General features: G+C 60.2%; 4 protein-coding genes. All 4 read left to right on the top strand.

What is annotated here, in order from left to right; translation table 11 throughout:
- Positions 1–369: 369 nt before the first annotated feature.
- The gene (locus Q5Y75_RS15115) at positions 370–2,253 is read left to right on the top strand and encodes an SLC13 family permease (protein WP_306198916.1); all 1,884 of its coding nucleotides are present in this window, start codon (positions 370–372) and stop codon (positions 2,251–2,253) included.
- A 388-nt stretch (positions 2,254–2,641) separates the two neighbouring features.
- Positions 2,642–6,094, top strand: coding sequence for a thioesterase domain-containing protein (locus Q5Y75_RS15110; protein ID WP_306198913.1), 3,453 nt, complete (start codon positions 2,642–2,644; stop codon positions 6,092–6,094).
- Positions 6,095–6,108: 14 nt separating this feature from the next.
- Entirely contained in the window at positions 6,109–8,970 is a 2,862-nt protein-coding gene (locus tag Q5Y75_RS15105) for a phospholipase D-like domain-containing protein (protein WP_306198911.1), read from the top strand.
- The gene (locus Q5Y75_RS15100) at positions 8,967–14,993 is read left to right on the top strand and encodes a hypothetical protein (protein WP_306198909.1); all 6,027 of its coding nucleotides are present in this window, start codon (positions 8,967–8,969) and stop codon (positions 14,991–14,993) included. Before Q5Y75_RS15105 ends, Q5Y75_RS15100 begins: the two co-directional genes overlap by 4 nt.
- The last annotated feature ends 26 nt before the right edge of the window (positions 14,994–15,019 follow it).

Raw genomic sequence — 15,019 nt, 5'->3', positions numbered from 1 at the left:
AAAGCGCTTCGCAGGGCACCCTTCGCGATCTCCGGTAAACATAGCGATGGACCAATTCAGATGGCGAGGCTCAAATCGTCTTGAAACGACTACATGTCAGACCACTTGAAACACGTCCCGTCCGGGTTCCACTTGTCACTCATGCGAATGAAGCTGCCGCCGGCACCATGCCAGATGAGAGCCGACCTGAAGTCGCGTAGGTCTATCAGCCACCAGTTGTCACAAGCCATCAATGCCTGCTTGACCACAGCACATCCAGTTGCTGTAGGCGTATTGCGGATTAGCACGGTGTTGCGAAAGCAGACGGTTTGAAATTTTGTTGCGCCAAGCCGCATGTGGATAGTAACAAAAGGCAAAAGGGCGCGCGAATTGGAAACGATCAGTCTTACACTTGAAATGTCAGTGGTACTTGGCCTGCTGGCACTTACCGTCTTTCTGTTTGTCTCGGAGGTCGTTCGCATTGATTTTGCGGCGATCATGGTCATGGTGCTGCTGGGGCTTCTCAGCCAGTTGCCAGGCCTTGGCTCACTTGCCGACGTTAGCCGATTGTTTGATGGTCTTGCCTCGAACGCCGTCGTTTCGATCATTGCCGTCATGATCATCGGGGCCGGTCTGGACAAGACCGGGTTGATGAGCAACGTGGCGGCCTTGATCTTGAGACGGGGCGGCAAGACCGAAACCAGAATCATCCCCATCGTTTCCGGCACGGTCGGGATCATATCTTCCTTCATGCAAAACGTTGGGGCTGCCGCATTGTTTCTGCCGGTCGTCAGCCGGATTTCGGTGCGCACCGAACTGCCGTTGAGCCGATTGCTGATGCCGATGGGGTTTTGCGCCATTCTCGGCGGCACCATGACGATGGTGGGATCTTCGCCTCTAATCCTGCTGAACGATCTGTTGAACAGCGCCAACCAGTCGCTACCGGCAGATCAGCAGATGGCTCCGTTCGGGTTGTTCTCCGTCACGCCCATCGGCATATGTCTGGTCGCGACAGGTATTCTCTATTTCACCTTCCTTGGCCGTTGGGTTCTGCCAAAGGGCAACAAGACCGGCGACGGAACCAGCGCGCAATCGTTGAAGGATTATCTTAAGAACATCTACGGCCTGAAGACCGATATCTTCGAAGTCACCATCCCCGCCGGGCATCCCTGTGTCGGCGAGACCTTTGATGATCTGATGCAGCGCTATCATGTATACGTGATCGGCAGCGCCTATCACGGACAGCGCTGGTTTGCCCCCGTTATTCAGACCGAGATCACGGCACCCTGCCGCCTGGCGATTCTCGGCCGCCAAAGGGTCATCCATCAGATGGTGGAAGAAGGCGGTTTCATCCTGCATGATGACCTTGATGTCTTTGCCGAGGACTATGCAGCGACAAAATCAGGGGTCGCCGAAATGGTCATCCCGCCGGGATCAGCGGTGATCGGCAAATGCGCTCATGATTTGGTCTTTCGCAAAACCTACGGTGCCAGCCTGCTCGCCATCCACCGCGATGAAGAAACCATGAGCTATGTGGAAACCGAAGATCACGCGCCCACGCCGGTCGGCGAGGTGCCTTTTCACGCTGGCGATACACTGGTCATTCACAGCACCTGGGAAGCCCTCACCCGGCTGACGCGCGACCGCAACTTTGTGGTGGTGACCACCGATTTCCCGCAGGAAGAGCTGCGCCCCAAGAAGGTGATCTGGGCGCTTATTTTCTTCCTGGTCGCCCTTGGGCTGATCCTGTTTTCCGACCTGCGCCTATCCTTGTGCCTGTTGACCGGGGCGGTGGGGATGATCCTGACGAAGGTTCTGGATATCGACGATGCTTACAATGCCGTCAGTTGGAGCACCGTGTTTCTCCTTGCCAGCCTGATCCCGCTGGGACAGGCCGTGCAATCTACAGGCACAGCGGCGTGGATTGCTCAGCAAATCCTCTCGCTTCTGGAGGGCTGGCCAATCTGGTCGCTTCAGGCTGGCATTGCCGTTCTTGCGACCATCTTCACGCTGATCATGTCCAATGTTGGTGCCACGGTTTTGCTCGTGCCTCTGGCGGTTTCGATCGCCTTTGCCGCCGGAGGCGACCCGGCGATCTTTGCGCTGACAGTGGCGATCTCCACATCAAATTCCTTTCTCATTCCAACCCATCAGGTGAACGCACTGATCATGGGACCGGCAGGCTATAAAGTGATTGACTTTGTGAAGAGCGGCGGGGTCATGACAATCCTGTTCCTGATCGTTTCACTGGTTGTGATGGGCGTTGTTTTTTGACCCGCGACCTCGCCTGCACCACCATTCGCTGACTCCCGGTCAGATAGCCCAGCCCACCCAGCCCTCATGTCTGAGGGCCGGCCCTTGCGGGTGGAGCGACCGGGAATAGCCGGCGGTTCTGGGTATGCTGTTGGCTGATGAAGGAATGTCGCTGGCTCCACTGCGGGATTGGACGTGGAAGAGCAATGCCGGAGTTGGTGGCGCAAAATACAATCTTCTGGTATAAGTTGTGTGTCGGTGTGGGGCAGTTTGGCCTCTGTTGGATGTTTTTTTGAGCCCAAGACCGGCCATCATATAAGACCACGCTTTTTTGCAGAGGTCACAAAACGAATTGTTAGGGTTTTACGCGATAGCGCATCGCGATGGCGGTGATCAGGACGGGATCCACTTGATTTGGACGCCGCCCTATCCCACGGGCTACGCCTTGAACGGGTTCACAATCGAGCGGAAGGTTTTTGAAGATCAGGAACGCTTCCAATGCTTTGATATCACGCCAATTGATTTCGAACGCGCCCGACTTCAGGGGTTTACCGACATTATCGAAGCGCGGGTTTGGGCAACTCCGACGGATCAGAAAGACCCGGCCAGCGGGCCCTGGACCTATCGGATCGTGTTGCGTCAGACGCATGATGACCTGCGCCTCAACAGTTCAGACGCCATCGCAGCGTTTGCGGCCCGCGCCGATGGCACAATTGTCGAGGGCCGGGCCTTCGTCGGATCTGCCTGCAGGCTGACCGGACCCAATATATCGATCATCTGGGTGGTGACGCCGACCCCTAGATCCCCGCTGCGGATCTGTGGCGCAGAAGTGGAGAAGGCCGATTGGGAAGGTGCGCAAGTTATCGCCACCGACATTCAGGTCCCATTCCAAGCCGTTAATCCAGCAACACCAGATCTCGACTCAGAAAGAGCTCTCGCCGTCACGCGGGCGCAGCCAAATCCGCTGAACGGTGAGTTCGCAGAGGTCTCGCGATACGGTAATGTGGCATATGGCAGGCATTTCGATGCAGCCGCCTTCCATGTCACCTCGCATGACCCGGACGCAGAGCGTAGCAATTGGGATACGACCCCGCTTGGGTTTGTTTTGGCAGCCACCGCCGTCGATCCAGCCTGGCGCCGGGCGCTTGGCTTCGGGTTCCTGGACAGGTTCGATCTCACCGATGGTCAGGCCTACGATTACCGGATTTCGGGCCATGTGCCTCGGGCCGACCGGGACGAGGCCAGGCATGATTTTCACACCGTTCCGCGTGGCCAATCCCTGCCCCGCAATTTCCGCCTCGGTGATCTTGAACTGCTATGCTTTGCTAACCCGGTCGTTGAGGTTGAAGAAGCGGGAGAGGAGCCGATCCCCCTCTGGAAGGGTATCCGATGCGATGGGCTCTGGCTGTTTCTGCCGGAACCAACCGATCGGATCGCCATGGACGGCTTTTCGGACGGTGCACTAGAGCTGACGGGCATGGTAAGCCATGCGCCGGTCACAACCATCGTTGAGCCGCTCAATGGCCGGACAGTATTTGATTTCGGCACACCCGTGCAGCAGATTCTCGTTAAGGGTCCAGGGTTCTTTTCCGGGTTCATGCCGCGCCCGCTGGCACCCGGGCTTGATCCCAAAGAGCCGGTCGAAATATCCGAATTCATCAGAGGCATCCGCTTTCAGGCGACCGCCCCTCCTGACCCCCCGACAGATATCGAGGCGATCAACCTTGGCAGCGCACTGCGCACCGCGCGCCGTCAACAACGCGACGACACAATCGGGTTTGAGGTGTCGTGGATGCCCCCGCTTCGGATGGATCCCGGAATTCTCAACTGGTGGCCTGCGGATGCAAGCACCGCGCCGCCCACTGATGTGGCAGGGTATCGTCTTGAGCGCAGCTGGGACGGTCAGCCCTTTGTTCCCCCCAATGCGGCGGGCGGGCTCCACATGCCATCACGCAATCGCGACCCCCGAACCGAAGCGCTTGTACCCGGGTCCGATATGCTTGCGGTCTATCCTCCGGCAAACGCAACCGGGCTCGCCGAGGCTGCCGAGGTCCGAGCCATCGACGCCTTCGATGATATACCTCCGCCTTTGGGAACAAATGTCACCTATGGCATATCAAGCGTCGACGCGATTGGGCGCGCATCCGCCAGGGCGCTGGCCCCGCCCGCGCGCTTGGAAAAGCGCACGCGCCCGCCTGTGCCCATCGCACCGCCAAGCCCCACGCCCGCCGATACCGAAGCAGACAGTTTGGTCACGCCCTCCGGCGTTCAGGTTCGCCTTTTGCAGGCCACTGACCCCGATCTCACACCCGCCGAAAGGGCGCGGGTAGACGCGGAAGGCGACATTGTCGTTCTGACCTGGGGTTGGGGGCCACAACAGCGCGAACTCGATCCCCTAGTCGAGGAGTTTCGCATATATGGCGCAGAGGGCCGGTTGGCCGATATCACCGCGACGATCACCTCCGCACCTGTTGCTCTGGCATCGGGTGGCTGGCGGCTTAGCTGCAATCTGTCGCGACCGGTTGAGGCAAATGAATTTGTCGGCACGCGGGTGATACTTGGGCTGGCCTATTCGATCGCCGCCCATGGGGCTGGCACATCAGCCATCATCGACCTTGAACCCGCAACAGCCGATCCAAGCCGCAGCCCGGTTGGCACAATTATGACTCTGATCCGCACCGATGGCGGAGCCGAAGACCCGGAGGCCTGGGATAATCGCCTCGGGACTGTGCCGCGCGTGCCGCTTCCGGCGGACCCGCAGGCAACCGAAAGCTACGAGATCGCCCTTCCCGCAGCCTGGATCAGCGTGTCGCCTGCCAGCCGCCGCCAGATTCGCAGCTTTGGTGTTAGTGCCGCCGATGGAGAGCCATACGTCACAGACAGGCGCGCGGCGATTGAACCCTCCCCGAGGCCCGGCAACGAGAGTCCGGTTTCAGGTGGTGAGGTGATAGCGCGCTACCGTGGACGCCCGACGCTCGCCATCGCCGATCTCGGACCTGTCGCCTCTGTAACGCTCGACCGCGCTGGCGCCGATCAGGTGCATCTGGACTTCGAACCGGCCAATTACCTTCCATCCGCAGCCCCCGCAGCGCAACCCAGGATGCGCATCGAACGGGCGCCAGCCAGCGCCGTGTTGCCGAGGATCGTCATAGAGGCCAGCGGTATCAGCCTTATGGACAGTGCCGGTGCCAAGACGCCCTGGGCCCTGTCACCCTCTGACGAGGCGGCCCTGCGCATAGAAGCTTCGGAGCGCGCGATTTCGGACCGGTTTCTGGCACACGCGGCGGCGCGGCTTACCGATATCGGAGAGAAGTTCCAAATTGTTGCGGACGCAAACCCGTCCATCTCGACGCGCGACATGCTTCCCAATTCCGCAGGTCGGTGGGTGTATCGACTAAGGGCACTCGACGCTGGTGGCAGAGCGTCGCTTGAGGGGCAGGTGCTAGAACTCGTGGTGCGAATTCCGCAGCCCGCGCGTGCAATTCTGCCTCAGTTGACGGGCCTTGATCTGCAAGCGGGCATCGCAACAGTGAACCTGCAGGTTCGCGGGTCCGGCGCACGGGTCTTTCTGGTGACCAGCAACGACTCGCGCGTCTCAGTGGCGAGGGCGGAAATGTCTACCATTCGCAATCGGCCCGATCTGGATATCAGCGATCGTTTCTTTGTGCGGGATGATCGCGGGACGCTTTTGACATCCACCGAAGTCACTCCGATCGCGGACGGCACTGTCAGCCAGGTATTTGCGGTCCCAGATCGTGCCCATTTCCATGTGTGGGCCTACGCCGTGAGCGCGGACGGGGTGCCATCGCGGCTTGTCGGCCCTCTTCACGCCTTCCGCGGTTACCCGGCGGAGGGTGTATAATGCTGAGGAGCCCGTTGACATCGAGCACAGGCTGGACCTGGGACCTTGGCCTGGCAACCGATTTGCCCAAGAAGTTGAAGGCGGCCTTTCCCTCGACTGCGCGCGGGGCCGCAGGGGCAACGGAACCTGTCGTGCGCCCGCTTGCGATTGTTAACCTAACGGGCGTGTCAACAGGGTTTGTCTATCCGTTCACCGGGCCGCTAAACCATCATCAGAACGGGACCACACACTGGGTCTGGGGGCGTGCGGCGGACCCCGCAAGACACCCGGCACTATTGGCACTGCTGACTCTTGGTAACCCGCTGATCGCGCTACGCTTCACCGACCCGACAGTGGCTGCCAGCGACGCCTTTCCGTCCGAGGGCCAAACGAGCGGGACCGCCATCGAACTGACCAGCGGGACGGCGATTTCGGTCGATGGGCTATCAATCGTCGCCGCTTACCCGCTGGCCCCCGGCCTTGATACGCTTGCGGTGCTGCGCGATCTTCGCGACAAGCTGACCGCAGCCGGGATCGCGGAAACGTCTTTTGCGGATCTTGTCACCTCCATGGACAGCATTGCAGCACCAATGCGGCTGCTGGAGCCGAGCGGAACGCCTGTCACAGGTCGCGAGGTTACGCTGACGCATTCCGGCGGAACGACCACCGCCACGCTCGATACAAGCCATCGCGGGGATATCCTGTCCGCAACCGGGATCGCCCGGTCTGGCCTAGGTGCTGCCCCCACGTTGGCAATTGCCGCTGCCGGCGAGGAAATCACCGCGCGCGCGCCCAGCGGTGCTGCGGCCTCCGGCGCGTTACCCTTAACGGGGACAGAGGCTCATATCGATTTCGCGTCGCTCAATGAATGGTTTGCGCCGCAAGGTTCAACGGCGCTCCAGCGTTTCAATCGCGGGTGTCGGGTGACGCCTTTCATCAATGGCCCCGAGTTTTTCGACCACCTCTTTACAGAGCTCCATGCGACCACCTTGCCTGTCCCGCCGGGCAGCCCCAATCCGCTTCTCTATCTTGCAGGCTATGCGATCGATCATTCCGCGAAACTCGCCTCCATTGCCTCGGCTTTACCGAACCGTTCCCTGATTGATGTCACCGACATGCTCAGCTCAGACGGGGCGGAAGCCCGGTTTCTCGCCTTGCAATTCATGCAACTTGAACCGGGTTTCCTCGACGATGTGGAAGTTGGCGCGCGCGTTGCGGCCCTCATCCTCGCGATTGCCGGAGGTATTGCGACTTTTTTCCAGGATTCAAAATCCTGGGATCAGCTCAGCTTCTTTGGCCATACCCAGGCGCTTGCGGCCGTGCTTTTCTTCGGGGCAGGCAGCCTCAACGACATCCTCGAAAAACTTGAGCCAAACCGGGGGGCCATTGACGCGCTTGCGGCGCTGCCCGGCGTGGAGGCGCATCTTGATCCCTACCCTGCCGAATGTCCCGACAACCCCGCCTGTGTGCCGTCGAATGAGTTCGTTTCGCTGGTCCACGGAGCGCAAAAACGCTTCAACGCCTTCCACCAGAAAATAGCTGTCCTGCGCAATGATGCCGGTCTGCACGCCTATTGCGGCGGGATTGACCTGAACCCCAACCGCCTTGATGACCGCGATCATGGCAGGCGCGCGCCCTACCATGATGTGCACGCCCGTGTTGACGGTCTGGCGGCAGGCGAATTGGCCCGGACGTTTTCCGAGAGATGGGCCGAAACCGGCGGCACGGGGCTTGAGATCGATACTCCGGGTGCGTTGGCTGGCCTGCCGACAGATGGGCCCGACATCGTTCAGGTGGCACGCACCTATTTTGGCCCGTCGGCGACGGATGCCTCGCGTGCCCTTCCTTACGCCGCAACCGGCGAGCGGACCATTCTCGACACAACGCTGGCCGCCATACGGCGCGCCCGGCGATACATCTACATCGAAGACCAGTACCTGACCCCGCCGCTTGAATATCGCGCCGCACTTGTCGCTGCTGCGGCATGGGTGTCCGGCCCGCTTATCATCGTGGTGCCCGAAACGCCGGACCAACCCTTTGGCTTCGCCCCCCGGCAGAACTTCATCATGGATCTCGAAGCCGCCTGGGGCGATCGGCTGAAGGTTGGCACGATGCGCGGCCAGTTTTCGCGCAGCCAGACCAACCGGACAACCGCCGTCGGGCGGCTTTGGCTGATGGAGGATGTCGAGGACACCGGCGACGAGATTACCGTCGGCCCACCCTCTCGTGTTCCGGATGCACCGTTCTGGCTGGTCGTCGATAACGAGGCGATGCGGGTTCTGGGCAAAGCCGCAGCAACAACCACGACCGTGAGCGTTCGTCTGAGGGTCGATCGGGGCGACACAACAAATCTGTTCGACGACGCCAAGGGAACAAAACGCGCCAAGCACAAAAAACACACCCCTGCCACTGCGGGCATCTTTGCAGGTATCTATGTGCATTCCAAAATGATGCTGATCGACGACTGTTTCGCATCGATCGGGTCGGCAAACCTCAATCGGCGCGGGTTTTACTCTGACGGCGAGTGCAACATCTTCGCGCTGCGCGAAGACCTCGCCCATGGCAACAACTGGATTCGCGAATTGCGCACGCGTCTGTGGAGCGAGTTGGCAGGCGTGTCTGAATCCTTCGGTGCCACGGCATTCGCGGATCCTTCGCGAAATCTTGACCTGTTTGACCGCAAGTTTATGGTCGGCAACCGCTTCAGCCCATTTGCAGCCCAACCCTATCGGTCCGAATTCGATGTGCAGGCCGACTTCACGGCGTCTTCGTCGAAACTGGCGGGGCTTGGCTTCATACTGAAGGCGGCAACCGGAATGGGCCAGGTTATTGCCGGAACCAATTCCGAGCCGCTGTTTGATAGCTTCATCGATCCGTCGAGCGAGGTTGCGCCATGAGGTTCACGGATCTTTTCCTGAGTTTCGGCAGCGCCTGGCCGCGGGAGTTCATCAACACCGAATGGCCGCCTGATAGTAGTGGCGATATCGCAGGCATCTTGGCTGAAATCGATAACGCCGTCCGTATTCACGACGCCGCGACTGACATCGGCGCCGACGGCACGGTGAGCCTGGTGGGCGAAATGAAGCTGGTGACTGTTCCGGCCCGAACCGAATTTGTCAGCGGCATCTTCCCTTCGATCCGGTTTGCCTTTGCGGGCGAAATCGACTGGTCCTCGAAGTTCCACTTTGCGATCCAGCCAACCGGGGCGTTCACGCTGCACATAGACGAACTTCCCCTTGAGGTGCTTCTGCCCGCCGACCTGCTTGCGGCCCATCCTGATGAAGACCTGCGCGAGACCGACAAGGATATTACCCTGACCGAGAGCGCCGACCGCTCTGTCATCAAACGCGATTTCCGCCTGCTGATCGAGCCCGAGGGCACGCTGCGGCTGGAAGCACATTTGCCGATCTCAATTGGTCCCTGTCGCTTGATGGGCATTCCCATGAAGGCGGTGCACGACCTGACTTTCATTGCGTCGCCGGGGCGCGCGTTCAATGTTCATGACTGGATTGTCCGCCCGATGGATGCGGGGGACTTTCCGCCCATCGCGGGAGGGGGTCTTGGATTTGGCGGGATCGAAGTGGATTGGGAGGCCGAAAATAGCCCGATGGCGAGCCTGGGGGAGGCGCTGCATATCGATCCAAATGCGGAACTCGTGCTTGAGGATGTGGTTCTGCCCGCGCTCTTCCTCCCGCCTATCCCACGGCATGGAACCATCGGGCTCAGGCGCGTGATCGACCCCGGTGAATCGCTCGAAGATCACCTGACCTTCGAAGGCGCGCCGATCAACATCCCGCTTGGCGACAGCGCCAGCCTTTTCTTCAATCAACTCTACTTCCGCACTCCCGATATCGAAAAAGACCTAATCGAAGGCTTGAGCCTTGAGGCCGGAATCTCGGTCGCCTTCGGAGATGATGACGATAACAGATGGGAGTTCGAGATCGGCCTAATCGATGGCGACGTCCTCAGGGTCAGCGTCGCCCGGCCGCTGCCACCTGCCGGGTCGGAAGACATCCCGCTTATCCATCTAGATCTGTGGAAGATCGTACTCGACATCATGCGATTGCGCGCAGGCGTTTCGCTGCAGGAGCTGACCAAAGACGAGCCCGATGCGGGCAAAGCCGTTCAGGTTCTTGGTGACATCCTGATCCGCGAAAAGCCCGATGAAGAAAGCGAAGACAGCCCCGTTGACGTGGAAACTCCAGACGGCAAGCCTTTCGAAGTTGCGCTGACCGATATCGGCTGGGATCGCGGCGATATTTCGGGCAACATTGTGAGCCCGAACGGCGCGTCTCTGACCGTGGGGCCATTTGCGCTTGAGATTTACGAGATGGGTCTCGTCGCGGAACATGGCGCCACTTATTTCAGTATCTCGGGCGGCATTCGGCAGGACACGTCGCCATTCGAAGGCAAGGTCTGGTTCACGCGGTTACGCGGGCCGCTGGCGGGAAACCCGGACGCGCCGGGCTTCAAGCTCGACGGTTTCGGGGCCGAGTTGAAGGTGGAAGACGTGGTCGAGGTGTCGATCCACGGGCTGTTCCGCAACGAACTTTTGCCTGATGGAACCAGAATCAAGGAACACGGCCTCGGCGGCAAGATCGTCATTTATTGCGGGGGCAACAAGTGGGGCCTGTCCTGTGACGTCTTCTGGGGCGACAGGATTCCGCCGGATGATCCGGCTACGAATTATCTTTTGTTTCAGGTCGTATTGTTTGGCGCCATCCCCATGGGGCCCATGGAACTTCAGCAGATCGAAGCGCTTTATGCCGACGCGTTGACGCCAAAGCTCAAGTCGGAAGACCGGGAAGCGGGCGAGTTGAAATACTATTCCTGGCTCAAGAAATCACGACCCACGGCGATCGCCGAGAACCGCGGGCTGTCGCAGTGGAAACCTGAAAACGGCGCCTGGGCTTTCGGCGCAGGGTTTGGCATTGGCTTCCCGGGCGTGGGTGACAATTGCAAGCTGGTGGCCTTCGGGCTGGGCTTTGACAGCGAAGAGGCCGCCGGGCTTGTCATCGTGGTCGAGTTCTTTCTGTTCAAGGCAAAGAAACCACTCGCATTGGGGATCTTCGAGTACGACTTCAAGCGGGACGCATTTGTCCTGCAGATCAAGATCGACATTGATCTGCAGGAACTCATCGACAACTTCCCGGAGCAGCTGAAGATCAAGCTGGGCGGGGAACTCACCTTCGGTAACAAGCCCGGTATCGTTGCCTTTGGGCGGATCGAGAAGCAGGATACATGGCTTGGGGCAACGATCGAGATTGACCTCAGCGACATTTTTGAACTGAAGATCCGCGCCGCGTTTTGTTTCGAATGGGTCGACGGCGAACATACTAGCGTCGGTTTCATCTTCTCGCTGAAAATCCTCGGAGATATCCGGGTCGTGCGCCTAGAGGGATGGGGGTCGCTTTTGGCGATCCTGCGCTGGATGGCCTCGGGCACCGGCGACTTCGTGGCGCGGCTTTTGCTTGAGGCGGGTTTTGCGCTCACGCTCTTCGGATTCCTGCGTTTTGGTATCTCGATGTCACTGCTGGCCGATTGGCTGGCCCATACACCGGATTTCTTCGTCTTTCGCGCAACCTTCCGGATCGAAACGCCGTGGTTCCTGCCCGATGTCTCATTCACCTGCGAGGTTGTCGAAGGAAGCCTCGAACCCCCTGCGCGTGGGGTGCTGACGGCCCCACTTCTCGAAGCGACGGGATCGTCCGAGCAGGGCATCGCAAAAGCAGAGGTCAACCGGCTCGACGGGCTCGCGGGCTCCGAGACGCCCGCCCTCTTCAGCCATGACGACCTCCCCAATTCCGGCGCGGCCTGGCAAGGGGCGGCCACACCGCTGCCTTTGCATGGAAAGCTGGAGATACGGTTCTCGGCCATGGTCGCAGATCGCCTTGGCATCGGCGAAATCGACCCCGATCTTGGCGTACAAAGCACCGGTGATGACGACGTCAAACTCACCACGCGATATCACCTGACCGGACTTGAGGTCAGACGCCGCCCGATTGCTGGCGGGGCATGGGAGACTGTCGAACAGATCACCTCTGCGGCTGATACGCGCAAGTTCCGCTGGAACTGGGATCTTGATACCCGTACCGGCGGCAAGACGGCGTCAAAGAAACTGATCCTGAATGGATCGACCCCGTTCTCTGTCGGCTACTCCAACCCTGCCGCCGACGCCGAAATCCTGACCGAAAACCCCGCGTTCCCATGCTGCGCACGACGCGAACCCGACGTGGCCCGGTTTGATTTTTGCGATGATGCGCTGGGCGTAGAGCCCCTTGGCGTCGCCCGCGCGCTGTTCTGGATCGAACGCGATGGATTCGCGCCAATCCGCGTGCGCGGTGGCGCCCATGTGGTGGTGCCACCAGCCCGGCCAGGAGCAGATTGCCCGCAGGTGGGCAGCTTTGCCCTTGGACCCGCACCGGTATTGTCATTGACCTCGGAAGAAGACCTATATGAGGCCGCGCTCAATTTCACCTCGGCAGGGCGGCAGCTTGATTTGGTCATCATCGCCCGAAATGCCGAAGGTGACATGGTTTTCAACCACATAGACGCCATTTCAGGCGGCAGCGCTTTCTCGACTTTGCGGGTGGCGCCGGGTCAACCTTTCCGCTCCCTGTCGGTCTATCTGTCACCCTCGTTCGATGACCAGGAAGACGAAACCGAGAAACTCCTGATCCACCACGCCTTTGTGCTGGATTGGGTCGAGTGTGTTACCTGGGACGACAAAGCGCAAGCGGAGGCGGACGCTGATCGCTGCGACCGTACCGACAGCGAGGGCGACGGCGACGTCACGCCCTTCCTTCCGCAGCATGAATATGAGGTGGCGATCACCACCCAGATCGGCGTGCGCCATTCTGATACCGAATGGGTCGAGAAACCGGTAACGGAGCATGTGCGCTTCCAGACCTCCGGCCCACCGGGATTGAACGAGACCTCCGAACCGGGAACCGAGTTGCAGCCCCATGTCGTCGATGCGCGCGCAGGTGGGCGAGGGTTGCTCTACCGATCCGAAAGCGTGCATCTCGTGCTGTCATCCGACCTCAAAGTCTTCGGCCCCGGACTGCCCGGAACAGATGAATTCGGCTACCGCCTGCCCGTCACACTGACAGTTGCAACAGCATTTGAGGCCAATACCGATCAGCAAAGTGCCAAAAGCAGCTTTGAGGGCAGGGAATGGTTCCTGGAACGCCGCGCCAGCGCTCTTCCACGCCTCGCCATCGTTCTGAGGGATCCTGTCTTCGCGCTCGCCACCGATGAGCTCAAACTTCGGCTGCGGGATCTGACAGATGCCGGGACCGGGACCTGTACGCCCGAAGAACACTGGAAAGAAACCCGCCCGCGTCTTGGCGTTGACCCTTTCGATGCGCGCGGTCGCCCAATATGGCAATCGCGCTCGACCTACCGAGCCTCAATGCGGCTCGAAGGAAGCCCGCTGGTAGATCGAAAACCATTCGAAACCGCTGATCTGGCTGCGTTCCTGACAACGACCGGAAGCTGGGCGGTCGAAGACGGTTTCCTGCGGGCAACGGGTGAGGCGACGGCGCGTTTCGGGGAAGCGGATTGGGACTACCTGCATCTGGAACTTGCGGCTGATCTTGAAACCGGCGACCAGATCAGCGCCGCCGCTTTGGTCGATTCTGGCAATGATGGCGGCGGCCTGCGCTTCCTGCTGTCACGCGGAGCGGGCGACACCGGCACGCTCGAGGCTCGCCCGGCAAGCGGCGGCGCGGCTCTTGGATCGGTGGCGCTTTCGAACCTGAGTGACACCGTAAACCTGCAGATTGACACATTTGCCGACCGGATTCGGGTGCGAGCCGGTGGCGAGGCTCTTAGCATTGACCGTGAGGATCGGGCCGGGGGTCTTTGCGAGATTGGCGCTCGCGACGCAGCCATACGGTCGCTTGTGGTGCGCGGGATCGAAATGGTCGGGTTTGACTTCAAAACCAGCGCCTATGAGACATTCGAGGACCATATCGCTTCGGCTGGAGAGCCCGGCGCCATCGCGATTGGAAGCGGCGCAGAAAGCCTTGCCACGCTTATGCCCAGGCTCGGCGGAGAGATAGATGCGGCGATGGCACCTGACGCCGACGATGCAGAACGCGAACGGGTGTTTAACGCAGCCGCTGCCGCTCTGGCTCAACCGCTTCGCGAAACAACCGACCGGCTGCATCTGGATGTGGCAACGAACGGGTCCGATCGCTGGCTCCTGCTCGAGTCGCCGGAGCCGATGGATTTTGTGGAAGAGATATCCCTGTCGCTTCAACGCCGCGTCGTCATCCGCACCCCCATCGACTTCGATCTGGGAGGTCGGCTCCGCGATTCAATCGCAACCATTTTCGATCGTCTCCCCTTTGCGCGCCCTCCCGTCATTCGTCCACCCCGTCGGTTCGATCTGCCCGGGCAAGGCCCGTTCAGGATGCGGGCCATCAGTCGGACATTGCCAACATCCCAACTTCCGCGACTGGGCACCTTCGGTCGGCGCCTGTTTGAGCGACCCGAACCTTTGCAACTGGCCCCTGGCCACAAGCGCCAGGATACGTTTCGGCTGGAGTTTGCAAACAACTCGCTGACGGTCACAGACGAAACCACCGGCAGGATCACCCGGTTCAAGCCCCCGAAACTGTCGGCAAAGGATCGCGCCGCCCTCTCGGATGCGATCATCCGTTTCGACCGGTTCGGGCGGATCATTGAGTGGCTTGGCAGATCTCGCGTGGAATGGCACACCACACCGCTGCGCGTGATTCAAAACGCCGAGAAGTCGAAAGTCCTGCTGCTGCCAACGAGCGCCAACGCCTTGCCAAACGGCGACTGGCGTATGAACCTTCACTTCGTGCGAAGATGGTTTACAACCTCCGCCCCCGTCGGACCGGATAATTCCTATATTGCGGATGCACAGTTTGAGTTTCTGATCACCTGACGCGGAACGCGCTGATCTGCAAAGCA

The sequence above is a fragment of the Ruegeria discodermiae genome (genome assembly GCF_030758345.1).
Taxonomy (GTDB): domain Bacteria; phylum Pseudomonadota; class Alphaproteobacteria; order Rhodobacterales; family Rhodobacteraceae; genus Ruegeria_C.
This window is presented reverse-complemented; position numbering and strand designations above follow the sequence as displayed.

Bases quoted from the DNA above. Each gene is read 5' to 3' on its own strand.
- Q5Y75_RS15100 (WP_306198909.1), top strand. From the start codon at position 8,967: ATGAGGTTCACGGATCTTTTCCTGAGTTTCGGCAGCGCCTGGCCGCGG.